At 69.8% G+C, this 23,166-nt stretch carries 25 protein-coding genes and 1 pseudogene; 10 read left to right on the top strand and 16 right to left on the bottom strand.

Features of this window, described 5'->3' with window-relative positions; translation table 11 throughout:
- Positions 1-2 precede the first annotated feature (2 nt).
- Positions 3-374, top strand: coding sequence for a helix-turn-helix domain-containing protein (locus tag JF597_RS06575; protein ID WP_293990525.1), 372 nt, complete (start codon positions 3-5; stop codon positions 372-374).
- Positions 359-709 carry an IclR family transcriptional regulator C-terminal domain-containing protein gene (locus tag JF597_RS06570; protein WP_293990523.1) on the top strand — a complete coding sequence of 117 codons (351 nt, stop codon included), beginning with the start codon at positions 359-361 and terminating at the stop codon, positions 707-709. The genes JF597_RS06575 and JF597_RS06570 overlap by 16 nt, the downstream gene beginning before the upstream one ends.
- A gap of 79 nt (positions 710-788) precedes the next feature.
- Here the strand turns inward: JF597_RS06570 and JF597_RS06565 are convergent, their stop codons facing one another.
- The 8 genes from JF597_RS06565 to JF597_RS06530 all read right to left on the bottom strand — a co-directional run bounded on the left by JF597_RS06565 (position 789) and on the right by JF597_RS06530 (position 8,206).
- Positions 789-1,412, bottom strand: a complete 624-nt coding sequence (locus JF597_RS06565) for a DUF5134 domain-containing protein (RefSeq protein WP_293990521.1) — start codon at positions 1,410-1,412, stop codon at positions 789-791.
- 69 nt (positions 1,413-1,481) lie between these two features.
- Positions 1,482-1,892, bottom strand: a complete 411-nt coding sequence (locus JF597_RS06560) for a cupin domain-containing protein (RefSeq protein ID WP_293990519.1) — start codon at positions 1,890-1,892, stop codon at positions 1,482-1,484.
- Between the two features lie 178 nt (positions 1,893-2,070).
- Entirely contained in the window at positions 2,071-2,700 is a 630-nt protein-coding gene (locus tag JF597_RS06555; protein ID WP_293990517.1) for an HAD family phosphatase, read from the bottom strand.
- Positions 2,701-2,772: 72 nt separating this feature from the next.
- The gene (locus JF597_RS06550; RefSeq protein ID WP_293990515.1) at positions 2,773-4,386 is read right to left on the bottom strand and encodes a cytochrome b N-terminal domain-containing protein; all 1,614 of its coding nucleotides are present in this window, start codon (positions 4,384-4,386) and stop codon (positions 2,773-2,775) included.
- 160 nt (positions 4,387-4,546) lie between these two features.
- Positions 4,547-4,876, bottom strand: coding sequence for a WhiB family transcriptional regulator (locus JF597_RS06545; RefSeq protein ID WP_293990512.1), 330 nt, complete (start codon positions 4,874-4,876; stop codon positions 4,547-4,549).
- A gap of 76 nt (positions 4,877-4,952) precedes the next feature.
- The gene (locus JF597_RS06540) at positions 4,953-6,656 is read right to left on the bottom strand and encodes an FAD-binding oxidoreductase (RefSeq protein ID WP_293990510.1); all 1,704 of its coding nucleotides are present in this window, start codon (positions 6,654-6,656) and stop codon (positions 4,953-4,955) included.
- On the bottom strand, positions 6,653-7,375 hold the full coding sequence (locus tag JF597_RS06535) for a lysophospholipid acyltransferase family protein (RefSeq protein WP_293990508.1): 723 nt from the start codon (positions 7,373-7,375) through the stop codon (positions 6,653-6,655). Before JF597_RS06535 ends, JF597_RS06540 begins: the two co-directional genes overlap by 4 nt.
- A gap of 39 nt (positions 7,376-7,414) precedes the next feature.
- Complete coding sequence (locus JF597_RS06530) at positions 7,415-8,206, bottom strand: SDR family oxidoreductase (protein WP_293990506.1); 792 nt, start codon at positions 8,204-8,206, stop codon at positions 7,415-7,417.
- Between the two features lie 317 nt (positions 8,207-8,523).
- Between JF597_RS06530 and JF597_RS06525 the strand changes: the two genes are divergently transcribed.
- Genes JF597_RS06525 through JF597_RS06515 form a run of 3 tightly spaced genes read left to right on the top strand, consistent with a single transcriptional unit; the run spans position 8,524 to position 12,457 of the window.
- Positions 8,524-9,351 (top strand): hypothetical protein, encoded by an 828-nt coding sequence (locus JF597_RS06525; protein ID WP_293990504.1) that lies wholly within the window; start codon positions 8,524-8,526, stop codon positions 9,349-9,351.
- Positions 9,348-11,663: an HAD-IB family hydrolase gene (locus tag JF597_RS06520; RefSeq protein ID WP_293990502.1), complete on the top strand. Its 2,316-nt coding sequence runs from the start codon at positions 9,348-9,350 to the stop codon at positions 11,661-11,663. Before JF597_RS06525 ends, JF597_RS06520 begins: the two co-directional genes overlap by 4 nt.
- Positions 11,663-12,457 carry a ferritin-like domain-containing protein gene (locus JF597_RS06515; RefSeq protein ID WP_293990500.1) on the top strand — a complete coding sequence of 265 codons (795 nt, stop codon included), beginning with the start codon at positions 11,663-11,665 and terminating at the stop codon, positions 12,455-12,457. The genes JF597_RS06520 and JF597_RS06515 overlap by 1 nt, the downstream gene beginning before the upstream one ends.
- Positions 12,458-12,581: 124 nt before the next feature.
- On the opposite strand, the gene JF597_RS06510 is transcribed toward JF597_RS06515, so the two are convergent.
- The 3 genes from JF597_RS06510 to JF597_RS06500 all read right to left on the bottom strand — a co-directional run bounded on the left by JF597_RS06510 (position 12,582) and on the right by JF597_RS06500 (position 15,120).
- Entirely contained in the window at positions 12,582-13,277 is a 696-nt protein-coding gene (locus JF597_RS06510) for a nitroreductase (protein WP_293990763.1), read from the bottom strand.
- Between the two features lie 110 nt (positions 13,278-13,387).
- A complete protein-coding gene (locus tag JF597_RS06505; protein ID WP_293990498.1) occupies positions 13,388-13,795 on the bottom strand; it encodes a helix-turn-helix domain-containing protein in 408 nt (135 codons plus the stop codon).
- A 149-nt stretch (positions 13,796-13,944) separates the two neighbouring features.
- Positions 13,945-15,120 carry an ABC transporter permease gene (locus JF597_RS06500; protein ID WP_293990496.1) on the bottom strand — a complete coding sequence of 392 codons (1,176 nt, stop codon included), beginning with the start codon at positions 15,118-15,120 and terminating at the stop codon, positions 13,945-13,947.
- A 167-nt stretch (positions 15,121-15,287) separates the two neighbouring features.
- Here JF597_RS06500 and JF597_RS06495 point away from each other — a divergent pair, with 167 nt between their 5' ends.
- Entirely contained in the window at positions 15,288-15,893 is a 606-nt protein-coding gene (locus JF597_RS06495) for a TetR/AcrR family transcriptional regulator (RefSeq protein WP_293990494.1), read from the top strand.
- A gap of 104 nt (positions 15,894-15,997) precedes the next feature.
- Here the strand turns inward: JF597_RS06495 and JF597_RS06490 are convergent, their stop codons facing one another.
- A complete protein-coding gene (locus tag JF597_RS06490) occupies positions 15,998-16,858 on the bottom strand; it encodes an alpha/beta hydrolase (protein WP_293990492.1) in 861 nt (286 codons plus the stop codon).
- A gap of 92 nt (positions 16,859-16,950) precedes the next feature.
- Positions 16,951-18,681, bottom strand: a complete 1,731-nt coding sequence (locus JF597_RS06485) for an FAD-binding protein (RefSeq protein ID WP_293990490.1) — start codon at positions 18,679-18,681, stop codon at positions 16,951-16,953.
- A 190-nt stretch (positions 18,682-18,871) separates the two neighbouring features.
- Between JF597_RS06485 and JF597_RS06480 the strand changes: the two genes are divergently transcribed.
- A complete protein-coding gene (locus JF597_RS06480; RefSeq protein ID WP_293990488.1) occupies positions 18,872-19,402 on the top strand; it encodes a DUF1003 domain-containing protein in 531 nt (176 codons plus the stop codon).
- Positions 19,403-19,525: 123 nt separating this feature from the next.
- Here JF597_RS06480 and JF597_RS06475 read toward each other — a convergent pair whose 3' ends face one another.
- Positions 19,526-20,065 (bottom strand): Ohr family peroxiredoxin, encoded by a 540-nt coding sequence (locus JF597_RS06475; protein WP_293990486.1) that lies wholly within the window; start codon positions 20,063-20,065, stop codon positions 19,526-19,528.
- A gap of 224 nt (positions 20,066-20,289) precedes the next feature.
- Here JF597_RS06475 and JF597_RS06470 point away from each other — a divergent pair, with 224 nt between their 5' ends.
- The gene (locus tag JF597_RS06470; RefSeq protein WP_293990483.1) at positions 20,290-21,018 is read left to right on the top strand and encodes an SDR family oxidoreductase; all 729 of its coding nucleotides are present in this window, start codon (positions 20,290-20,292) and stop codon (positions 21,016-21,018) included.
- A 106-nt stretch (positions 21,019-21,124) separates the two neighbouring features.
- On the opposite strand, the gene JF597_RS06465 is transcribed toward JF597_RS06470, so the two are convergent.
- A complete protein-coding gene (locus tag JF597_RS06465) occupies positions 21,125-21,526 on the bottom strand; it encodes a cupin domain-containing protein (protein WP_293990481.1) in 402 nt (133 codons plus the stop codon).
- 263 nt (positions 21,527-21,789) lie between these two features.
- Positions 21,790-22,263 (bottom strand): carboxymuconolactone decarboxylase family protein, encoded by a 474-nt coding sequence (locus JF597_RS06460; RefSeq protein ID WP_293990479.1) that lies wholly within the window; start codon positions 22,261-22,263, stop codon positions 21,790-21,792.
- Positions 22,264-22,534: 271 nt separating this feature from the next.
- On the opposite strand from JF597_RS06460, the gene JF597_RS06455 reads away from it, so the two are divergent.
- Together JF597_RS06455 and JF597_RS06450 are read left to right on the top strand one after the other, a co-directional pair.
- Positions 22,535-22,813, top strand: a complete 279-nt coding sequence (locus tag JF597_RS06455) for a hypothetical protein (protein ID WP_293990777.1) — start codon at positions 22,535-22,537, stop codon at positions 22,811-22,813.
- Positions 22,814-22,947: 134 nt separating this feature from the next.
- Positions 22,948-23,166: pseudogene (locus tag JF597_RS06450) on the top strand (MarR family transcriptional regulator); the annotation flags it as partial.

Below are 23,166 nucleotides of genomic sequence, written 5' to 3'. Positions count from 1 at the left end.
CCGTGTCCGCGGCAGGGTCCGGCCTGCCGCGGACGGCCGTGGCCGGGCCCTTGGCGAGCACCTGGACGCTGCGGGCCCGCCCGGCCGTCCACTCTGCCGTGAACACGGAGTTGGACGAGCCTCGCCTGGAGCAGCTGGAGAGGGCCATCGCCGTCCTGCGGACCTTCGACGCGGAGCACCCACGGCTCACGGCCGGCGAGGTCGCGCAGCTCACCGAGAGCACCCGGGCCTCCGCGCGCCGCATCCTGCTGATGTTCAAGTCCCTCGGACACATGCGGTCGGACGGCCGGCACTTCTCGCTCCCCCCCGCATCCTCGAACCGGGCTGGAACCACTTCGCCTCCCTCGGCGTCGACGAGATGGCGAAACCCCTGATGCGCGACCTGGCCGATCAGGTCGACGAATCCTGTTCCCTGGACACGCTCGACCTGCCGGACATCGTCTACGTCGCCCGGGTCCGCACCAGGCGGGTGATGACCATAGGCGGCCGCATCGGATCCCGCCTGCCCGCCCACGCCACCGCGTCGGGCCCGGTGCTGCTCGGCAGGCTCCGCGACGACGAGCTCGACGAGTACCTCACGGCACCGCTCCAGACGTACACCCAGCACACCACAGGGCTGTCAGGCCGTACCCGCGGAGCTTCTCGCGGGAGGGTGCGGCCTTGCGCAGTATCTTGCGTTCCTCCTCCGCGAGAAGCCTCGTCGCGGTAGAAGTCGGCGCCGAGCAGGTCGTCGGACAGCGCAGGGGGAGTGGTGGTCATGTCGTTCTCCTGGAGGAAGTCGGTTTCCGTCAATGGGGCATCAGCAGCATGACCAGCGTTCCCATGGCCGTCGCTCCGTCCCAGAAGCGGCGGCAGACACTGCTGAGGCTGGTCGAGTCGGCCACCGTGCCGGTGGTGGTGCGCAGTGCGGGCATGCCGCGGGTCAGCGAGTGCAGAGCACATGTGAGCAGGTACAGCGCCAGCACGCCTGTCACGATGCTGTCGGCCGTCGATCCGCCCATGGAGTGGCCGACCTGCATGGCCTGGTGGGCCGGCGGGACGCCGTCGGTCATGGTCCGGTGCGCATGACCGGTCGCGCGGTACGACATCCAGGTCATCGCCGCCATGCCCACCGCGTAGGGCAGTCGCCTCACGGTTGCCGGCAGCCGTCCCTCCTGGCCGCTCCTGACGGCTGTCAGCGGGAACCACAGTGCGGCGGCGGCGAAGAAGACCGACTGCGGCAGCGCGGGCAGGGCGCCGCCCCAGCTCCACGGCATCACCGCCATGGCCAGGGCCATGGCGGCGTGCAGCAGGTGGTCGACGCGGTTGCGCCAACCACCGGTCCGGGGCCGGACGCTCAGCCGGAGCGCCCGGACAGCGGCCGCCGCGAACAGGGTGGTCAGCATGCAGTGGACGACTTCAGTGGCACTCATGCCGAGGTGCACCCTCCCACGGAGCGGTCGGCATCCGTGTCGAACAGCGGCGTGTGGACGGGCGGGTGGTCAGCCGGTGGGGCGCGGGGCGCGCAGGTGGGCCCGTTCGGCCAGTTCCTGGTCGCCGACGAGTTCGAGCATCGGCTTGCCTGGCGCGCACATCATGGTCACGACGAACCTGGTCCGCGCATCCGCCAGCGCGTTGCCGTCCTGGTAGTGGATCACATCACCACCCGGCTCCCAGAACGTCCCGCCGGCTTCGACGACGCGCTCGGGCTCGCCCTCGAGCTCGAAGCGGACCGCTCCCTCGACGACGTACCCGAAGGAGGGGCCCGAGTGGCGGTGCGGCGGGGTTCCCGGGTCGCCGGGCTCCCACTCGACCTGAATGGTCATCGCCGACGCACCCTCGGGAATGGCGAGCGGTGCGGCATCCTGGAGCACCGTCACCGCCGTCTTCCAGCCTTCCGATTTCTCCGGCATCGTCTTGCACCTCCGTAGATCTGCTGCGTCCTGAGCCAGACATACCGGGCGACCGGAACATCTCCGGACAGACATGCCGTTGGCCGGCCGCGTGTTCCCACGTCCTGGTTCCGCGCACGTCTCGCAGTGATGACCGGACGCACCGTGGGTCCGTGACACGCGCAGCCGTGCCGCGATGTCACACCATCGGCGTGAGCGCCGTACCGGGCTCCGGCGCGAGGGCGACGCCCAGCAGTTCCCCGAGTCGCGTCCTGGTGTCCTCTGCGCTGCGATGCAGAACAGTGGCCATGCCCAGGGCCTCGGCGGGCGGCAGGTTCTCCGCGTTGTCGTCGACGAAGACGCAGTCCTCGCCGGGCACTTCGAGCATCGTGAGGAGCAGCCGATACGCCGCCGGCTCCGGTTTGCGCACGCCGTGCCGCCCGGAGACGAGCGCCGCGTCGAAGGCCGCGTCGATGTCGAAGCCCTGGTACATGTTCCACGGCGCCAGGCCCATGCTGTTGGACAGCAGACCAGTCTTCAGGCCGCAGGAGCGGGCCCGGGCCGGCACCGACACCATGGAATCGTCGAGACGGGAGTCCGCGAAGATCCGGCCCAGCAGGTCGGTGCTGTCGATGCCCAGCGTCCGGCCCAGGTGCCGGTTCCAGTCGGACTGAGTGGCCCGGCCACGTTCGAGGTCGTGGGTGAGCGCGACCATCGCCGGGTTCCGGTACCAGCCGTGCGCCACCGCCCCCTCGGAAAGGCCCTCGCGGGCCTCGAAGCGACGTACCGCGTCATCGAGTGACGTGGTGAGCACACCGCCGAAGTCCACGATGAGACATGTTCTCGGCACAGTCTTCCGAACCTCTCTCCCACACCGTCCGCCGACAGCCGGGCAGCACGGTCACACACGGTGGTTGTCGGTGATCTCCCGGTACTCCTGCGGAGTCGGCTTGGGGACCTGCGAGCCCTCGCCGTAGAGGGCGCGGCTGAACCCGGCCCGCAGGCGCCGGGTGAGACGGGCGCCGGCACCCCCGCCGTTCGCACCGGGCGCGATCGGCGTGTACTGCTCGTGCTGGGTCAGGAGGTGCAGCTCCGCCCGGCCGAGAGGCTCGTCGACCTCGACGAACTCGCCGTGCGGCAGGCGCTTGACGACGCCCGTCTCGCGACCGTGCAGCACCTTGTCGCGATCTGTGCGCTGCAGACCGAGCGCCCACCGCTTGGCCACCGCGTAGGCCGCGACCGGCACGACGAACAGGCCGATGCGGACCGCCCACGTCACTGATTCGACCGAGAGGTGGAACCGGGTGGCGATGATGTCGTTCGCCGCGCCGACGAGCGACACCAGGTAGAAGCCGATCCAGGCGACACCGAGGGCCGTGCGCACGGGGCGGTTGCGCGGTCTGTCGAGCAGGTGCTGCTCACGATCGTCCCCGGTCACCCAGGACTCCACGAACGGATACGCGCCCATGGCCAGGAAGAAACCGACGCCCACCACCAGCGGAATCAGGTTGTCCAGGGCCAGGGTGTGGCCCCAGAGGGCGATCTCCCAGCCGGGCATGACGCGCAGCAGTCCGTCCGCCACGCCCATGTACCAGTCGGGCTGCGATCCGGCCGAGACCTGGTCGACGCGGTAAGGGCCGTACAGCCAGATCGGATTGATCTGCACGAGTGCCGCGATCGCGAGGACGACACCGGCGACCAGGAAGAAGACGCCCGCGGACTTCACCGCCCGCACCTTCAGCGGCGGGCCCACCAGGTTCCTGTTGTGCCGTCCCGGGCCCGGATACTGCGTGTGCCTGTGGTGGAGCAGCAGGATCAGGTGGGCCACGAGCAGGCCCACCATGACGGCCGGGATGACCAGGACATGGATCGCGTTGAAGCGCGCCACCAGTTCGCCGCCCGGGAACTCGCCTCCGAAGAGAAACATCGAAAGGTAGGTTCCGACGACCGGTATGGAAAGGATCGTCCCGTTCACGACGGCGAGCCCGGTGCCGGACAGCAGGTCGTCCGGCAGGTCGTATCCCGTCAGCCCTCCGAACATCCCGAGGACCAGCAGCAGGAAGCCGAACAGCCACTGGAATTCACGGGGTTTGCGGAAGGCGCCGGTGAAGAACACGCGCAGCATGTGGACGAGCGCGGCCCCGATGAACACCAGGGCCGCCCAGTGGTGCGCCTGCCGGATCAACAGGCCGCCACGGACGTCGAAGGAGACGTGCATGGTGGAGTCGAACGCCTCCGACACCGTCCGCCCCCGCAACGGCAGGTAACTGCCGTCGTACTGCACCTCTTTCATCGACGGATGGAAGTACAGGCTCAGGTAGATCCCGGTCACGACGATGACGAGGAAGCTGTAGAGACAGATCTCTCCCAACAAGAAGGACCAGTGGTCGGGGGAGGCCCTGCGCGCTCTGGCCCGCAACAGGCCGTACGGGCCGAGGCGTCCGTCCGCCCAGCGGGCAATGCGCTCCCCACCGCCTCCTTCGGCCGCTTCTTCCTTCTGGCTCTGATCATCCATGCCCCGGCAACCATTCCTCACCCGGCCCGCAAAGGGACGCCGTTGACGACATGAGCCCGCCCTGCAGCCGGACAGGGAACGGATACGGCAGGTCGGTCGCTGATCGTGGGCAGAACCGAGTCAGCGGGGCGCCTGATCTGCGCTCCCTGGGCGAGCAGGCTCATGACTGCTTCCACCCGTATGACCGTGCAGGAGGCGTGGATGTGACATGCGTGGCCCCGAGGTGGTGCTCGGCGCCGTCGCGCCGCCTCATCAGACGGCGCTCGCCTTCCGTCGTCCCACCCCAGATGCCGTCCACCTGCTCGACCCGCATGGCCCAGCCGAGACACTGCTCCATGACCGGGCACCGACGGCAGACGGCCTTGGCCTCGGCGACCTGAACGTGCGTCAGGCCGCCGTCGCCTATGGGGAAGAACAGATCGGGGTCGAGGCGCACGCAAGCTCCCTGTTCACGCCAGTGCGTGGCGTGGTCGCGTTGTGCAGTAGCCATGGCAGAGAAGACCTCCAGGGGTTGTCATCTGAGACGGGGCACCTGGCCGGCGTGTGACAAGGCGGTGCGCACCCGCTCAGACCACGATCTTGCGGGGGTTGAAGTTGCCGCCCGGGTCGGCGGCGCCGAATAGCCCCGACATGATCGCGACACCCTGGGGCGAGATGTCCTCCTCCAGCCAGGGCGCGTGCTCCAGGCCCACCCCGTGGTGGTGCGAGATCGTGCCGCCGGCGTCGACGAACGCCTGCTGGATCGCGCGCTTGACGGTGTCGTACTCGCCGAGCGGGTCGTCACCGAAGACGAAGGCGAAGGTGAAGTAGAGGCAGGCTCCGGAGTGGTAGGAGTGCGACAGGTGCGACATGGTCCAGCCGGCGCGGCCGATCCTCTCGTAGGCGAGATCGGCCGCCTCGTGGACCGCAGCGTGGATGCCGCGGAGCTTCGACCACGGGCCCGCGGTCTCACTCACGTCGCCTGCGGCGCCGCGGTCGAGCAGGAAGTCGCGGATGTACGGGGTGTCGAACTTCTTCTGGTCGTAGAGCGCACCGGGTCCCGTGCCGACGCCGATGCCGTGATGCCTGCGCACGATCCGGTCGACGACCGACTTCTGCCGCCTCACGTGTGCCTTGTCGCCCTCGAAGCCGATGAAGGAGAGGCACATCTCGTCGAGGTTCCAGCCACGCCTCCTCAGGTACGCCATGAGGCCGGCCTGTGCCGCCTTGCGGATGCCCTTCGACTCCTTGCTCGTCGCCAGGGAGAAGGCCGTCTCGTGCGCGTCCGAGACACGGGTGACCGAGGGCGAGACGTCGCTCTCCGCGATCTCCTGCATCGCCGCGAGACCGTGGTCGAGGCTCTCGAAGAAGTAGGCGTGGATCGCGCGCTTCGCGGGAAGGCGGTGCACCTGCACCGTGACCTCGGTGATGACGCCGAGCCGCCCCTCGGAGCCCACCACCATCTCCCGGACGCTCGGCCCGGTCGACGCGCTCGGCACGGCACGGACCACCAGGACCCCGCCGGCCCGCACGACACGCAGCCCCTTGACGATGTCCGCTATGTCGCCGTACTTGTCCGACTGCATGCCGGAGGAGCGGGTGGCGACCCACCCGCCCAGGGTCGAGTGGGTGAACGAGTCGGGGAAGTGCCCCATCGTCCAGCCTTCCCGGTTGAGTTGCGCCTCCAGATCAGGCCCCAGTACCCCGGCCTGGACCCGTGCCAGGCCGGAGTCGGGGTCGATCTCCAGCACCCGGCCCAGGCGGCCGAGGTCGAGGGAGACGACCACCCGGGTTTCGTCCGCGTGCGGCTCCAGGCTGCCCGCGATGTTGCTGCCGCCCCCGAAGGGAATGATCACGGCGTCCGCTTCGACGGCCGCGTCGACGACGCTCCGCACCTCCGCCTCGTCGGCCGGGTAGACGATCACATCGGGACTGCGCGCGATTTCGCCGGCCCGGATGCGGACCAGGTCACGCAGGCTCTTGCCGTAGGTGTGGACCACCCGGGACAGGTCGTCCACGAGGACGTTCCCGGCTCCGACGATGCCGGTCAGCAGCGCGACGAACCCCTCCGGCGCCGTCGAGGCCGGCACCTGCAGCCGCGCGACGTCGGGCCGTTCCGGGTCGCGCTCGCCCGCGCGCAGGTCGAGGCCGATGGCCCTCTGCACGAACGGCGCGAAACCAGGTTTGTCCTCGTGTCGGAAGCCGACACCTTCCACGCCCCAGCCCCACCACTTCATGTGTCTCACATCAGCGGTGGGCGTCGCGTCGGTGCGGCGGGCGGATTCGGTCACGAGCGGTCTCCTTCGGGGATACGGCGTGAGGTCGTCCGCACGCCGAGGATGCGGTCGGAGTTCTCCTCGGTGAGGGTGAGGATCGCCGAGCGGACACGTTCGGTGAACTCGCTCCTCGACTCCCCGGGAAAGGCAGTGAGCGGTTCGCCGAAGACGACGCCGACCGGCAGCCGGCCGGGCTTCGGCCAGTTCGATCCGCGAGGATGCGCCGCGTGCGCGCCGATGACGGCGACAGGGAGCACCGGCACCCTGGCCGACGAGGCGAGCGCCGCCGCCCCGGGCTTGAACGCTCCGAGTGAGCCGTCGCGTGATCGGGTCCCCTCGGGAAAGATCAGGAGCGGCACTCCCCGGTTCAGCAGGGCCTTGGCGCTCACTCCGCGTGCGTTCGTTCCGGTGCGGTCGACCGGGAAGGCGTTGAAGAAGAGGGCCGTGAGGCCGCGCCGCCGCCACACGTCGAAGAAGTAGTCCGCGGCGGCTCCCACCGCGAGGTAGCGCGCCAGCCGGCGCGGCAGCGCGCCCATGATGAGCGGCGTGTCGAGGTGGGAGGTGTGATTGGCGACGACGACATACGCGTCCTCGACGTCCGCCAACCGCTCGCGCCCGAGTACCGTGACGCTGGTCAGGCTCCAGACGAGGGGCTTGAGCAGCCCCCGCTGTGCGATGAAACGCGCCGCAGCGTGTGAGCGCGAGGTGAAACGGCCGCGTGTCGCCGCAGGCATCCGCTTCCTTTCCGTGCGGGTTCGCCCGCACTGATTCCTTCAGTGAGTGAGACTGTCGTTGCGGCCGGACGAGATCCGTCGCGAGATCCACCGCACCGCGCGGCGTGGAAGACGGCGTGTGCACCAGATCAGCAGCCGGTACCGGAAGCTCGGTACGGAGATCACCCGCCCGCGGCGCACGTCGCGCAGCGCCGTCTCGACGACTCGCCGGGCGTCCAGCCAGAGGAAGTCCGGAATGCGCGACGACCCGATTCCGGCCCGCGTGTGGAATTCGGTGCGGACCCAGCCCGGACAGAGTGCCGTCACGGTGACGCCCGTTCCGTGGAGCTCGTTCGCCAGCCCTTCGGAGAGCGAGGTCACGAAGGCCTTGACGGCCGAATAGCTGCCCATCGTGACGAAGCCGGCCGTGCTCGACACATTGACGACCGCACCGTGCCCGCGCACGCGCATGGCCCGGCCGGCGGCGCCGGCGAGCACCAGTACCGCACGCCCCATGACCTCGATCGCCCGGTCGTGCGGCGTGCTGTCGGCCGAGGTCATCGGTGCGCGCACGCCGAAACCGGCGTTGTTCACGAGCATGTCCACCGGACGGGCGGAATCCTCCAGCCGGGCTGCGACACGCGCGACGTCGGCACGCTCGGCCAGGTCGGCGGGCAGCACCTCGACGGCACGGCCCCGGAACTCGGGCTCGGCGGCCATCCGGCCGAGCCGCTCCCTGTCGCGCGCCACCAGGACCAGGTCCCATCCGCGGTCCGCGAGGGCGCGCGCGAACGCCGCCCCGATCCCGGACGTGGCACCGGTGACGAGCGCGACCCGCGGACGGCTCAGCACGGGCTCACATGCCCTCTGCCGGGCATCCGGGATGCCCGCCCGCCCGGCCGCCGACCGGCTCCGACAGCCGAACCAGGTGACTTGTCTCGTGCAACGGCAGATGGCTGAGTCCACGCGCCTGACACACCTTTCGTTTCCGGGGTCATCGCTTAGACCGGGCACGCCTCCGCCTTGTGACACGAGGGTCCGCACATGACGAAGACGAGTGGTGTCACACATGTGCCGGTTACGCGGTCTCATGTGTCGGTCCCCGACGGCTTTTCGCAGGCTTCGGGACCGCTGCAGAGTTCCCCCGCTCCCGCCCAGAAAGCCCGTGCATGACCCCGAACAACGAGACGACGACCGTGCCGCCCGAGACAGCGGGCTTCGACGTGCGTGAGTTCGCCCGTACGGCACATGGCAGCCGTCGCGGAACGCTCGCCCTCGGGCCGCTCGCCGAAGACCCGCTCGACGCCGACTCCGTCCGGCTCGTACGCGCGCTGCGCGACATGGAACGTACGACGCTGCGGCGCGTGCGCGACCTGCTCGTCACGGCGACACACAAGGACGCCCGGGTCACCGCGTTCCTCACCACGTGGATGTTCGAGAGGTTCTGGACGGCCGACGCCCTCGACGCCGTCCTGGACGCCTCTCCCGCCGCCCGCGACCTGCCGACGAGCGCCGGTCCGGCACGGCGGGTCCCCGCGGAGCGCCGTGAACGCCGTGGCCCGGTGCGCCGCTCCCTCATCGCCAACGTCACCGGTACGCAGATCGTCGCCGTACACGTGACGACGGGCCTCGTGGACGAGTGGATCACGCAGGCGGCCTACCGGCGTCTGGCCGGCGTGTCCCCCGCCATGGCGTCGATCGTCAACCCCGTGCTGGAGACCAAGCACCGTCACGTCCGCTTCCTCGCCGAGGAGGCGGAGCGCCGGCTCCGTGGCTCGGCCCGCGCACAGCGCCTGACCTGCCGCGCCCTCCGGCACGCCGCCTGGCCGCTCGGCTCGGTCGACCGCTCCGGGCACGAGCGCACCTTCTTCGAACGTCATGTCTTCGGCGACCAGCGCGGACGGGCCGAGGCCCGCCGTGTCCGGGGGATGGTCGCCGCGCTGCCCGGCATCCGCCCCGGTGTCGCATCCACCGTGGAATCGAGGCTCCTTCCGTGACACCGCACCACGCGAACACCGGACTCGGCGACGCGCACGTCCTGCTGACCGGCGCCACCGGCTTCGTCGGGCAGGCCGTGCTCGAGCGGCTGCTCAGCGACCACCCCGGCACCCGTGTCTCGCTCCTCGTGCGCCGCAAGGGCAGCCAGAGCGGGCAGGACCGGCTCCGGCAGCTGCTGCGCAAACCCGTCTTCCGGCGCTGGCGGGACACCGTGGGCGCCGAAGAGGCCGAGCGCATCGTCCGGGCGCGGATCGCCGTGCTCGACGGCAGCATGAGCAGCATCCCCGATCTGCCCTCCGACCTCGACGTCGTCATCCACGCGGCGTCGACCGTCTCGTTCGACCCGCCCATCCACGAGGCGTTCGACACGAACGTCAACGGCGCCGTGGGCCTCTACGAAGCCCTGCTCGCCTCCGGATCCGACCCGCACGTCGTCCATGTGTCGACCTGTTACGTCGGAGGGCTGCGCCGTGGTGTGGTGCCCGAGGCCAGGCTCGAACACGACGTCCTCTGGCACACCGAGTGGACCTTGGCCACCCGGACCCACGAACAGACCGAACTCACCTCGCGGGAACCGGCGATGCTGGAGCGGTTCATGTCCCGCGCCCGCGGCGACCACGGGAAGGAAGGCCCGATCGCGGCGGCCCGCGCGAGCGAGAACGCGCGGCGCGCATGGGTGCGTTCCCAGCTCGTCGCCGCCGGCCGGCGGCGCGCGCAGAGCCTCGGGTGGACCGACGTCTACACCCTGACGAAGGCACTCGCCGAACGCGCCGCGGAAGACCTCTGGGGCGAGGCCGGCCACCGGCTCTCGGTGGTCCGGCCCGCGATCATCGAGAGCGCGCTCCGGCACCCGTTCCCCGGCTGGATCGACGGCTTCAAGGTCGCCGATCCGCTGATCTTCGCCTACGGCCGCGGCCAGCTGCCCGACTTCCCCGGGCTCCCCGACTCGATCCTCGATGTCATCCCCGTCGACTTCGTCGTCAACGCCATCCTGGCCGTGGCGGCCAACCCGGCCCCCGTCGACGAGCCGGAGTACTTCCACATCGCCTCGGGCGCGTCGAATCCGCTGCCCTTCCACCGCATGTACGAGAACGTACGCGACTACTACACGCGGCACCCGATGCCGAAGGACGACGGATTCGTCGAAGTGCCGGCGTGGAAGTTCGCGGGCGAGCGCAGGTTCAACCGGAACCTTCGGCTGGCGAAGGCGAAGGCCGACCTGTGGGACGCCGCTCTACGGCTGATGCCGAACGACGAGCGCAAGCGCGCTCTCGCGAACGGGAACGCCAGGTTGCGCGCCGGCATCGCCACCCTCGGCAACTTCACCGACCTCTACCGCGCGTACGCGCAGACCGAGATCGTCTTCGACGACCGCAACGCCCGCGCGCTGAACAGCGCCCTTCCGGACGAGGTGCGCGAGGACCGCGGCTTCGATGTGGAGCGGATCGACTGGGAGGAGTACCTGCAGAAGGTGCACCTGCCCGCCCTCGGCGAGCTGACGGCGGCCCACCGCCGCCGGAAGACAGCGGCCGCCCGGCCGGAGAAGGCCCGTCCGAAACGCGCACTGCCGCGGCGTACCGACGTGGTCGCCGTCTTCGACCTCGAACGGACCGTCGTCGACTCCAACATCGTCGAGCAGTACCTCTGGGTGCGGACCGCGGGCTTCCGCAAGGCGGCCTGGCCGAAGGAGGTGGCGGACCTGCTCGTCTCGCTGCCCGGCTACCTCCGCGCCGAGCGACGTGACCGCGGCGAGTTCATCCGCGCCTTCCTGCGCCGCTACCGCGGCATGCCGGTCGCCCGCCTGGAGGAGGTGGTGCAGCGCGGCTACGCCGACACGATGCTGCGGCACACCAGCGCGGACGCTCTGGCGCGCATCCGTGAGCACCGCGCGGCAGGCCACCGCACCGTCCTGGTCACCGGCTCGGTCGCCCTTCTCGCCGCTCCGCTCGCCGACCTGTTCGACGAGGTCGTCGGGAGCTCCATGCACGTGCGGGACGGGGTGCTCACCGGCTACCTGGCGAAGCCGCCGCTGGTGGACGAGGCGCGGGCCACGTGGCTTCGGCGGTACGCCGAGGAGGGCGGCTACGACCTCGCCGCCTCCTACGGCTACGGCGACAGCCACGCCGACCTGCCGTGGCTGTCGCTGCTGGGCAAGCCCTCGGCGATCAACCCCGACGCCGAACTGGCGCGCGCGTCGCACAAGAGGAACTGGGACATCCACCGCTGGAAGAGCGGCGGTTCGGGGGTGCGCCGCGAGGTCGTCACGGCCCGGGCGGCGCATCCGGCGCGCACCGACGGGAAGAGCGGCTGATGGCCTTCGACATAGACAAGTACACGAAGAACTCCACCGGCGTGCAGTGGGCCGATCTCGACTTCGACGAGTTCGAGCGCAACCCGCTGCCCGAGGAGACGTTGCGCACCCTGCGCTACATGTGCGACATCGAGTACCACACCGTGTGTTACCTGCGTGATCTCCTGACCACCCCGTCTCACGACGAGCCCGCGGTGGGCGCCTTCATGACGATGTGGAACCGCGAGGAGTTCTGGCACGGCGAAGCGCTCGCCGCCGTGCTGGAGCGCCACGGCCTCGGAGTCGACTTCGACGAGCTCAAGGCGACCCGTCTGAAGCTCGGCTGGCGGGACCGCCTGGGGACGGTGAAGCAGACGGTGATCGGCCGGCTGGTCGGAAACGACTTCGTCGCCGTGCACATGGCATGGGGGGCGGCGAACGAGTGGTCGGCGACCGCCGCCTACCACCGGCTCGCCGCGCTGGAGAGCCACCCCGTGCTGGTACCGCTGCTCAAGCGGATCGCACAGCAGGAGACGAAGCACGTCGCGTTCTACGCGTCGCAGGCGCGCGACCGGCTCGCCGCGAGCAGGAAGGCCCGCGTGGTCGCCCGCCTGGCGCTGGAGAAGGCCTGGGGCCCGGTCGGCTCGGGCGTCATGCCCGAGGCCGAGGTCACGCACGTCATGACGCACCTCTTCGCGGGCTCCGAGGGCCGCAAACTCATCCGCGACATCGACTCGCACATCGCGAAGCTGCCGGGCCTGGACGGGCTGCACATAGTCGAGGACGCCATGGACAGCCGCGGCATCGCTGCCTGAGACCGTCGTCGGAGTCCTGGGCGGCCGGGACGCCGTCGCGTTCGACACAGACGCGGGGACGGCGCCGACGCGGTACGGCGGTGGCTGTGGACTCCGGCGGTCCCGAACGCCCGCCGGGGGCCGGTCAACGACCGGCCGGGCCCAGGGGAACCGCCTGGTCGCCGACGAAGGTGACCGTCTCGGCGAGCGGTGCGCGGCCTGTACGGCTGTAGGGCACGGTGGTGTCTTCGAACCCGATCGACATCCCGCAGAAGAGGATGAGGCCGTCGGGAGGCGACAGGACCTCCGCGACGGTCCTGCGGTAGACCGACCACGCCATCTGCGGGCAGCTGTGCAGGCCTTCGGCGCGGAGCAGCAGCATCACGGTCTGCAGATACATGCCCACGTCGGACCACTGGGGCCGGCCCAGACCGCGGTCGATGTAGCAGAACAGGGCGGCGGGGGCGCCGAAACAGTCCCAGTTCGCGGAAGCGGCCCTCTGGCGCGCCTCCCAGTCCTCGCGTTCGATGCCGAGTGCGCTGTAGCGCTCCGCGCCGAAGGCGGACCGGCGCTCGCGGTAGGGGGACTTGAGTGTCTGCGGGTACATCTCGTATTCCCGCTCGTCCCAGGGATCGTGTGCGGTCACACGCCCGCCGGCGAGCTTCTTGAGTTCGTCCAGCGGCCGGCCGGTCAGCACGTAGACGTGCCAGGGCTGGAGGTTCGACCCGGAGGGCGCCCAGGCCGCCGCGGCGAGCACCCGCTCCAGTACCTCCCTCGGGACGGGGCGGTCGATGAATCCACGTGCGGCTCGTCGGCTCGTCACTGCCTCGTAGACATCCAAGATCATCAGCCTCTCTCGCCCGATATTCCCTTTATCATGCGAAAGATCTTCTTGTGTAACAAGATGCACAAATTCAGGAAGTCGTGACGGAACCCGAGGCCGGCGCGGGGTCATCGAGGGTGGCGCGGCGGGGCCGGTCGATCGGATGCCGGTGAGTCGATGGCCGGAAGGTGGTCTTCGGCCCACAGGAAGAGAACGGCCAGGGGGATGAGGAAGGCGTTGCCGTGCGGAGAGAGCGCGTATCGGGTGCGCGGCGACATCCCGGGCCGGACGTCCTGGGTGACCAGGTCGATCGCGGTGAGCTCCTGGAGCCGCCGGCTGAGCATGCGGTTGCTGATGCCCGGGACGCGCTCGCGGATCTGCGCGGCGTCGGCCGGGCCTTTGGCCAGAGCCATGAGGATCAGGCCGTTCCAGCCCTTGCTGAGCAGGGCGAAGGCCCGGGTGATGGCCGGCGAGGCGTCGGCCGACTGCGGATTCTCGGTCCGGGGTGCCGGCCGGGGGTTCGGTGGGGTGGGCATGGTCTGTGTCCGTTCCGGTACGGCGCGAGCCGTCGCTGCCGGCCGCGCCCGCGGTGCGCTGCCGACGGGGGCAGCGCCTTGTTCGCCCTCACCGCCAGGCCGGCGTTCCTGTCGGCCGAGGCCTGGTGGTGCGCATGAAGGGCGCTGGATCAGTCGTCGCCGTCATGGCGGCGTGCGTGGGCGTGTGCGTGCCGCCGAACCGCCACAGCGGTGCCGGACCCCGGCAGGGCCGGGAGCAACTCCCCGGAGGCAGGCGCACCGCTCTTCGTGCCGCGGCCTTCCCTGATGACCCAGTGGCCGAACATGACCGCCGTGATCCCGCAGACGCTCCACAGGGCGAGGACCGCGAGGTGGCCGGCGTCGGCGGCGCCGTCGAAGTAGGTGGTGTCGCGCAGCAGGCTGGCCCCGGCGCCCGGGGGCAGCCACTGGCCGACGTGGTCCACGCCCTCGGGGAGCATTTCCGGGGCGGAGGTGGCGCCGGAGAAGGCGTTTCCGACGAAGACCATGAGCGCGGCGCTGAGCCCGAGGCCCACCGGCCCGAGGAGCCGGATCACGCCGGCGGCGGTGGCGCTGACGGAAAGCAGATCGAGCGACAGGATCGCCCACGTGGCCACGGGATGATGGGGCAGTGCCCCGAGGAAACCCTGGGCCACGAGATAGACGCCGAAGGCCGCGACGGCGCAGGCGACGAGAAGGGTCAGCACGCGGTGGCGCGGGCGGGCCAGACCCCGAGCCATCGTGACGAACGCCCCGATCAGGATGCCGCAGATCGTGAGCGGGAAGACCGATGAGCTGAACACCACGCCCCGGGGATCCGCCGCGGCGACGGGCACCACGTCGACCCCCTTCACGAGGACCTTGGCCGGGGAACCGGCGTGCACGGCTGCCTGTCCGGCGGCCGCCTGCTTGTGGGCCTTCGCCGGGGAACGCGCACCGTCGGCCTTCTCCTCGGCCTTCTGTTCGGCAGCCTTCTGCCGGGCGGCCATCTGCTGGGTGGCCTTGTCCGCCAGTTGCTGGCCGACATCGGTCAGCAACTGTGCCACGGAGGGGCTCGCCGCGGTGGCTTTCAGTACGGTGATGCCGGCGCCGGAGACGGCGAACGCGCCGTAGATCTCCCGGTTCCTGATCGCCGATCGCGCGGCCTGCTGGTCGGGATAGAGGCGGAAGTCGAAGGCGCCGGGCTTCTGCCGGGTCAGTCCTTCCACCGCGCGCTGGCTGGCCGACCCCGTGCCCACGATCCCGACCGGGACGTCGCGGGGCGAGATCCGCCCCGCCGGCCAGGCGAACGCCATCACGGCCAGAGCGATCGCTATGGGCAGCGCCACGGCGGCAATGAGCACCTCGCGCCATGCCCGATGTCCTGACAAGGGGTTCCTCACGGTCTGCTGCCCTCTCGTAAAAAAGAATGATCGTTTTTCTTGAGTCCCCAGTCTGGCCTGCCGTGTTCGTAAACGTCAACACGAATGTTCGTTTTCTTTGGTAAACTGAGCTCATGCCCAAGGTCACCCAGCAGCACATGGACGCCCGCCGCAGGCAGATCCTGGACGCGGCGCGCCGTTGTTTCCTCCGGGACGGGTTCCACTCCACGTCCATGCAGGACCTGTTCGCGGAGGCGGGGCTGTCCGCGGGTGCGGTGTACCGCCACTTCACCAGCAAGGACGAGATGATCCTCGCGATCGCCGAGGAGAACATGAGCGATGTCCTCGACATCACGCTCGCCGTCGCCAAGCACCGGCAGGGTCAGTCCATGGGGGCGGTCATGGCGGAACTGCTCGACGTGATCAGGGTCAAGTCGGCCGAGGAGGACGTGGCCGGCCTCGCGGTCCTGGTCTGGGGAGAGGCCATGCGCAACCCTTCGCTGGCGCGCAAGCTCGACCACCTCATGGGCCGCATACGCGCCAATCTCGTCACCCTGGTCCGTGACCACCAGGAACGGGGCGGTCTGCCCACGAGCGCGTCGGCCGAGGGGATCGCCTCCACGATGCTCTCCGTGCTCCCCGGCTACATCCTGCAAGTGGCTCTGCTCGATCAGGCCGTGGTGGCCGAGGTGCCGGACGCGGTGCGGGCCCTGTGGCCGGGGCCGGCCGGCGAGCGCTGAGCGGTCTTCGCATCATGGACAGCCGCCCCCGACGGTGTCGTCGGGGGCGGCGCTTCTTCTCTTTGACGTGTCCCGACCCGCGGCCGCGATCGGCTGCGTACGGATCAGCTGGTGCGGGACGCCGTGGTGATGAGCTTGACCACGGCGCCGGGGTGGGAGACCAGGGAGAGGTGCGAGGAGTCGATCTCCTTGATGGTGGTGTGCGCGACCTTCGCCGCCACCTCCTGCGCGGCCGCCGGAATGATCTTGTCCTGGCGTCCGATCAGCGCCCACGAGGGGATCGTCTTCCACGCCGGCTCCCCCGACGGCTCGGTGACCGCGGAAGCTGCCAGCGGGCGCTGGGCCGCCACGATCTGGTTCTGCTGTGCGGCGGAGAGGGCCTGCGCGAACGAGGAGCGCACGACCCGCGGCTTCAGGTAGAGGTCCGCGTCCCCCTCCGATGCGCCCGGGAAGGGGACGAGGTCGAACACCGTCGTCGGATCCCGCATGATCACTGCTGAACCGGGCTCGGAAGCGGCGATCTCCCCCGCGGACTGTCCCTTCGCGGGGATGAACGCGTCGATGTACACGAGCGCCTTGACCTCGGTGTTGCCGAGGGCGGCGTTCGTGATGACCATGCCGCCGTACGAGTGGCCGACCAGGACGATCGGGCCCTTGACCGTCTTGAGGTAACCGGCCAGGTAAGCGGAGTCGCTGCGCACACCGCGCAGCGGGTTCGGCGGGGCCACGACGCGGTATCCCTGGCTCCGCAGCCGGGTGATGACACCGTGCCAGCTCGATCCGTCGGCCCAGGCGCCGTGAACGAGCACCACAGTCGGCTTGCTCGCGGTGCCGGACCGGTCGGGCGAGGCGGCCGGGGACGGCGAGCCCGACGCATTCGCCGGACCGACCGTGGTGAACAGGAGAGCGGCTCCGACGCTCACCGTGGCCAGGACGGCGAGCGGGGTGCGGATACGTCGGTACACAGAACGGTGGTTCACAAAAGCCCTTTCGAGGCGTGAGCTGGATTTCGGCCGTTTCCGGAGAACCGGAACGGCAGGCGGGCGCGGGCCCGGCGTTATTCGGCGAGTTTTCCGTCGGTCGAGACCTCTGCCATCAGAGAGGAAATCTCGTCGGGGATGCCAGGGATGCTCTCCCGGGTGATTCCGGTCGTGGGCGACCACACGAGGTTGACCTGCTGAGCGGGGTCCAGGTGGGGGTAGTCGCTGCGGTTGTGGCAGCCACGGGTCTCGCGGCGCTCAAGTGCCGCTTCGAGAGTGGCCCGGGCCGCCAGCGCCGCGGACTTGAGGTCGAAGGCGTGCGCGAGATCCTGGAAACCGGCGATGTCCGGGTGCACACCGACGTCCTCCATGCGCTTCTCGATCGCCGCGAGCTCAGCGAGCCCGGCGCGCAGGCCCTCTTCGTCGCGTACGACTCCGGCGTGCTCGGTCATGGTGTTGCGGATGGCTCGCTGCAGGGCGCGGACGTTCTCCGGTCCGTCGGCCACCAGCAGTTCGTCGATCTCCGCGCGGGCCTGTGCGACAGCCGACGCCGACCGCGGCTGGGCGGTCAGCGACCGCGAGTAGGCGGCGGCCGCCTGGCCCGTGATACGGCCGAAGACCAGCAGTTCGATGAGGCTGTTCCCGCCGAGGCGGTTGGCGCCGTGCAGGCCGCTCGACGCCTCACCGATGGAGTAGAGGCCGCGCACGTCGGTGCTGTGGTCCTCCGGGCGTACCCACACCCCGCCCATCGAGTAGTGCGCGGTGGGCGCGATCTCGATCGGATCGCGGGTGATGTCGAGCATCTGCAGGTCCAGCAGGGTCTGGTAGACGCGGGGGAGACGCGTCATGATCGTCTGCCGCGGCAGGTGGGAGACGTCGAGCCACACTCCGCCCTTGGCCGTGCCCCGCCCCTCCTTGATCTCCGTGTACGAGGCCAGGGCCACGCGGTCGCGGGTCGACAGCTCCATGCGCGCGGGGTCGTAGCGGTTCATGAACCGTTCGCCGAGCGCGTTGCGCAGGATGCCGCCCTCACCGCGCGCGGCCTCGCTGACGAGGGTGCCGGCCGCGTTCTCGGGCTCGATGATCCCGGAGGGATGGAACTGCACCAGCTCTGGGTCGCGCAGCCGGGCGCCGGCCTCCACGGCCAGCCGGAACGAGTCGCCCGTGTTCTCGTCGCGCCGGGAGGACGTCCGCCGCCAGATGCGGGTGTGACCACCTGCGGCGAGGATGACGGCGTCGGCGTGGATCAGGTACCGCGTTCCCTGGGTGAGATCGAAGCCGTAGGCGCCGAAGACGGCGCCGTCGTGGACCAGCAGCCGGGTGATGTAGACACCGTCGAGCACCGGAATGTTCAGCTGGCCCGCGCGCCGGATGAGCGTGCGCTGGATCTCCAGGCCGGTGTAGTCGCCGGCGAACGCGGTCCGCCGGAAGGTGTGAGCGCCGAAGAAGCGCTGGGAGATCCGTCCGTCCTTCTCACGGGCGAAGGCCATGCCGTAGCGCTCCAGGTCGCCGATGCCCCGGGCGGCGCCCTGGGTGACGATCTCCACGGTGCGGGGATCGGCGAGCAGGTAGCTCTCCTTGAGCGTGTCGGCCGCGTGCTGCTGCCAGCTGTCCTCGGGATCCATGGTGCCGAGGGCTGCGTTGATGCCTCCGGCGGCAAGCGCCGTGTGCGCGTCCTCCTTGGGGCGCTTGCCGACCGCGAGGACGTCGACGCCGGCCTCGGCCAGTTCGATCGCCGCGCGCAGCCCGGCACCTCCGGTTCCGATGACGAGCACCGTGGCGGAAATGCGTTGTTCCGTGATTGTCACGACCTACTCCGATCGCCGTGGGATTGTCACTCACCAGGACCGGGCCGTCCGGGAATCTGTGACAGCTTTCCTGTGCGCTCGGATCAGGCGCCGGCCGTCACAATCTCCTCGGCTCCACGGTCATACCTCCGGTGATGGCGTCCTCGGCGACGGAATGAGGGTGTGAGACGGAATGAGGGTGTAAGTGCGAATGACCGTTCGATCCGAGGGTCGGGCGTCCCGGCCGGGCTCCGCTTCCGGCGGCACGGAACGCCTCGGCCTCCGGGCACGCCACGAGCGGCTGGTGTTCGCCAGGCTGCGCACGTCGCAGGACCGGTTCGCGGACGCGATCACGGCCTTCGCGGGCACGATGGGCTTCGTCTACGTGCATGCCGTCTGGTTCGCGGTGTGGATCGCCCTCAACCTCAGGCTGTTCGGCGCCGCAGCGGTCTTCGACCCCTACCCCTTCGGGCTGCTCACCATGATCGTGAGCCTTGAGGCCATCTTCCTGTCCACCTTCGTCATGGTGAGCCAGAACCGGCAGGCCGCACGGGAGAACGTCCGGGCCGATCTGGATTTCGAGACCAATCTGCGTGCCGAGATCTGGGCCGTGCACACAGGCAAGGCGCTCGGCCTGAATCCACAGGAGATCGAGCTGCACGTCCAGGAGATCATCAGGCAGAGCAGGAGCGCCCTGGAATCGGGCTCCGACGTTCCGCCCGTGGCCCCGGATTCGCTGTGAACGCTGCCTTCCGACGGCCGGCATCGGTGGGGCTCCCGTTTCCGACGGCTGTCGTGTGCCGGCGCGAGGCACCCGACAGCCGTCGAAACGGCGTACGGCCGTGCAAGCAGCCGATCCCGTCGGCTATGAGGCCAGCCTGATGCTCGTCGGTGTTCCCCGCAGGGCCATCTTCGTGTAGGGGCAGAGCGAATCGGCCTTCTCCACGAGCGGGGCGGCGACGGCGAGGTCGATGTCCGGCCACTTGACCTCGAGGTCGACATGCAGCAGGTAGCCGCCGTCTTCCGGGTCCCGTCCGAAAGCCACGGTCGCTTCCACGGAGATCGCTGCGGGGTCGTGGGCGGCCTGCCGCGCGACCAGACTCAGTGCACCGTGGAAACAGGCGGCGATACCGGCGGCGAACAACTGCTCCGGATTCGTCCCCCGGCCGTCTCCGCCCAGTTCCGCGGGCATGCGCAGGTCGAGATCCAGGACGCCGTCGCCCGAGCGAGCCCTTCCCGAGGCCCGCCCGTGACTCGCCGTCCCCCCGCTCACCGTCACGGTGGTGGTGTAGATCGGCGCGAAGGCCTCTCCGTCGAAGTCCTTGTCGGTGGACAGACCGGGGCTCACGCTCGCCGACCCTTCTGCAGGGGCAGAACCCGAGGGACTGGTGATGTCGAATGCCATAGGTGGGGCACCTTCGCGTGTGGAGGGTTTCCAGATGCGGACAGTCAGTTGACCGACAGAGCCCCGCCGCTGTGACATCCGCGGTCGCGGCGGGTGCGGGCGGACCGCTCCGCGGCTGACGGAGGCTGTCGCGCACTCGGACATGCGTCCGAGCCAAACCCTTGGCGTCCGCATATAGTGACTTATGCCACGTTCCAGACACGCTTCCGGCGGAAGGGCATGTCATGAAGTTCGCGGTCATCGGCGGTACGGGACTGATCGGGTCGCAGGTCGTGAAGGACCTGAACGCCGCCGGGCACGAGGCGGTGCCGCACTCGCAGTCCACAGGAGTAGACATCATCACCGGTCAGGGGCTGGAAGAGGCGGTCAGGGGAGTCGACGTCGTCATCAACCTGACGAACTCCCCGACCTTTGACGACGCCTCCCTCGCGTTCTTCCAGACCTCGATGGACAACCTCCTGACGGCGGCCGACAAGGGCGGCGTCGGCCACTTCGTCATCCTGTCGATCGTCGGCACGGACCAGGTGCCCGAGCTGGACTACTACCGCGCCAAGGCGCTCCAGGAGAAGATCCTCGCGGACGGGCCGATCCCCTATTCGATCGTCCGGGCCACGCAGTTCATGGACTTCATGGATGCGGTGCTGTCCTGGACCGCCGACGCGGACAGCGTCCGGCTTCCCGCCACGCCCATTCAGCCCATCGCCTCCAAGGACGTGGCGCAGGCGGTGGCGGAGGTCGCCGCGGGCCCCCCGCTGAACGGGATCCGCAACGTCGCCGGCCCCGAGATCTTCCCCCTGGACGAACTGGGCCGGATCACCCTGTCCCACAAGGGCGACCCGCGTACCGTCGTCACCGACCCCACCGCCGGAATGTTCGCCGTGGTCAAGGGCGACGTCCTCACCGACAAGAACGCCCACCTCGCACCCACCCGCTACACCGACTGGCTTTCCTGACGCAGGCGCGGTGCGGGCGTCCCGTGGCACCGAGCGTCCGCCAGGGGCTGCCGTGCACACGGCGGCACCGCCATGGCGAGATCCATGGCGGTGCGCAGGCGGGAGCTCAGTCGGTGGGGCGCGGGGCGCGCAGGTGGGCCCGCTTCTCGAGTTCCTCGTCCTCGACCAGGGTGAGCATCGGCTGGTTCGGCGCGCACATCATGAACACGATGTACTTGGCCGGCTCCTCCGAGGAGGCGTTGCCGTTCTGATAGTGGATCACGTCACCGCCCGGCTCCCAGAACGTCTCGCCGGCCTTGATCACGTGCTCCGGCTCGCCCTCGAGCTCCCACCGGAGCGCCCCCTCGATGACGTAGCCGAAACACGGCCCGGAGTGGCGGTGCGGAGGAGTCCCGGGGTCACCCGGAGCCCACTCGACGAGGACGGTCATTCCCGAAGCGCCCTCGGGAACGAAGGGCGGCTTGACGTCCGCCAGCATCTTCGGTCCGAAACCGTCCTCTGAGTGCATTTCGTGCATGGTGCTACCTCCGAATACCGGCCCGGAACGGCCGAGTTCGCGTCGGCGGTTCCAGGCTCACAACGAGTTGATTCACAGCGAAGACAGAAGGCGGCCGGGCCGGCGCTCACCCGCCACCGTTCGGCCGACCACGGCTTGAGCCCAGTCGGCCGGCGCCCGGACGTCGTTCTGCGTGCCGAAGGCGTCGATGGCGGGACCGGGGATTCTCCGTACCCGGCTGCGTCCCGGCCGGCCTCCGGCCCCCGGCTTCCGGTTCAGCCGAACATGCCGACCTGGTAGCCGCCGGCCGGCTGCTGGGTGATGATGTTGATGCGGTTGTAGGCGTTGATGATGGCAATCAGGCTGGTCAGCGCGGCGAGTTGGTCCTCGTCGAAGTGCTTGGCGGCGTTCGCCCAGGCCTCACCGGAGACACCGCCGGCCGCGTCCGCCACGCGGGTGCCCTGCTCGGTCAGCTCCAGCGCGGCGCGCTCGGCCTCGGTGAAGACCGTCGCCTCCCGCCAGGCGGCGACGAGGTTGAGCCGCACCGAGGTCTCCCCGGCGTGGGTTGCCTCCTTGGTGTGCATGTCGGTGCAGAAACCGCAGCCGTTGATCTGGCTGGCGCGGATCTCCACCAGGTGCTGGACGGTGGCCGGCAGCGTCGAGTCCGACAGCGCCTTGCTGGCCGAGACGAGGTGCTTGAGCACCTTGCCCGCGACGGGATTGCCGTAGTAGTTGAGACGCGCGTCCATGGATCCTCCTTGCGGAATTGCTGGTACGCACTACTGACCGCGCAGCCCGCCGAGGTGTGACACCGAGGCCTGGTGTGACCCGGGTCGCAGTTGTCATGTCGTCACAGCGCCCGGTCCGGGGGTTGCGTGCTGTGCGCCGAAGGCGGTCACAGAAACCGCACGCGTGCGGTCCCAGGTGTCGTGGCCGGCTGACTTCCCCGCGGCGGCAGCCGGTCCCTCCCCGCCCGCGCTGTGCCAGAAAGGCCGCCATGGCTGTGCCAGAAAGGCCGCCATGAGTGATCCGTCCCGGCCCACCGAGTTCTCCGAGACGAGCGAACTGGACACCAGATACCCGACAGGGACACCGAGGAGACCGCCGAATGGCAGGCATCCCTCGACGCCGTCGTACGGAACGCAGGTCCGGATCGAGAGCAGCTATTTCCCCGTCGACGCCGAGTCGATCGTCATCGCCGCCCTGGACCGGTTGGCGCGGCAGGGCGCGATCGCCTCGGAGACCGTTGCCGAGGCTCGTGATCGCTACGGCCGTCCGGGGCGTCCTGCCGGTGCGTGAGCGGTGACCGAGAGCGCGGCCGCACGCGCGCAGCGGGTGCGGCCTGGTGCCTGTGCTCACGGGAGGCGGGCCCGCCGGTCTTTTGTGTCAAACGCTACCGTATTGGGTGAGCGGACAGCTGATAGCGTGGAGCCGTGACAGCCGACACTCCTCACCCCTCGGCGGCCTCGCGTGCGACCGACCGTCCCGGGGACGCCTCGCCCTTCGCTCTCGGCCTGCTGTTGCGGCGGGCGCATGGGCGGGTGGCCGGGGTGATGACGGAGGCGCTGCGTCCGCTGGGTATCGAGTTGCGGCATTTCGCGGTGCTGCTGGTGCTGGTCGACCGGGGGCCCACGGTGCAGCGGGACCTGGGT

The organism is Streptomyces sp., assembly GCF_019510245.1.
Classification (GTDB): Bacteria; Actinomycetota; Actinomycetes; order Streptomycetales; family Streptomycetaceae; genus Streptomyces.
The sequence above is the reverse complement of the archived record's forward strand: the minus strand, read 5'-3'. Positions and strand labels throughout refer to the sequence as shown.

Coding starts and splice junctions, on each gene's coding strand:
- JF597_RS06480 (WP_293990488.1), top strand. CDS start 18,872: ATGACCGTTCGATCCGAGGGTCGGGCGTCCCGGCCGGGCTCCGCTTCC.
- JF597_RS06495 (WP_293990494.1), top strand. CDS start 15,288: ATGCCCAAGGTCACCCAGCAGCACATGGACGCCCGCCGCAGGCAGATC.
- JF597_RS06565 (WP_293990521.1), bottom strand. CDS start 1,412: ATGAGTGCCACTGAAGTCGTCCACTGCATGCTGACCACCCTGTTCGCG.
- JF597_RS06475 (WP_293990486.1), bottom strand. CDS start 20,065: ATGGCATTCGACATCACCAGTCCCTCGGGTTCTGCCCCTGCAGAAGGG.
- JF597_RS06570 (WP_293990523.1), top strand. CDS start 359: ATGGCGAAACCCCTGATGCGCGACCTGGCCGATCAGGTCGACGAATCC.
- JF597_RS06455 (WP_293990777.1), top strand. CDS start 22,535: ATGAGTGATCCGTCCCGGCCCACCGAGTTCTCCGAGACGAGCGAACTG.
- JF597_RS06535 (WP_293990508.1), bottom strand. CDS start 7,375: ATGCCTGCGGCGACACGCGGCCGTTTCACCTCGCGCTCACACGCTGCG.
- JF597_RS06515 (WP_293990500.1), top strand. CDS start 11,663: ATGGCCTTCGACATAGACAAGTACACGAAGAACTCCACCGGCGTGCAG.
- JF597_RS06465 (WP_293990481.1), bottom strand. CDS start 21,526: ATGCACTCAGAGGACGGTTTCGGACCGAAGATGCTGGCGGACGTCAAG.
- JF597_RS06525 (WP_293990504.1), top strand. CDS start 8,524: ATGACCCCGAACAACGAGACGACGACCGTGCCGCCCGAGACAGCGGGC.
- JF597_RS06545 (WP_293990512.1), bottom strand. CDS start 4,876: ATGGCTACTGCACAACGCGACCACGCCACGCACTGGCGTGAACAGGGA.
- JF597_RS06560 (WP_293990519.1), bottom strand. CDS start 1,892: ATGCCGGAGAAATCGGAAGGCTGGAAGACGGCGGTGACGGTGCTCCAG.
- JF597_RS06550 (WP_293990515.1), bottom strand. CDS start 4,386: ATGGATGATCAGAGCCAGAAGGAAGAAGCGGCCGAAGGAGGCGGTGGG.
- JF597_RS06470 (WP_293990483.1), top strand. CDS start 20,290: ATGAAGTTCGCGGTCATCGGCGGTACGGGACTGATCGGGTCGCAGGTC.
- JF597_RS06460 (WP_293990479.1), bottom strand. CDS start 22,263: ATGGACGCGCGTCTCAACTACTACGGCAATCCCGTCGCGGGCAAGGTG.
- JF597_RS06505 (WP_293990498.1), bottom strand. CDS start 13,795: ATGCCCACCCCACCGAACCCCCGGCCGGCACCCCGGACCGAGAATCCG.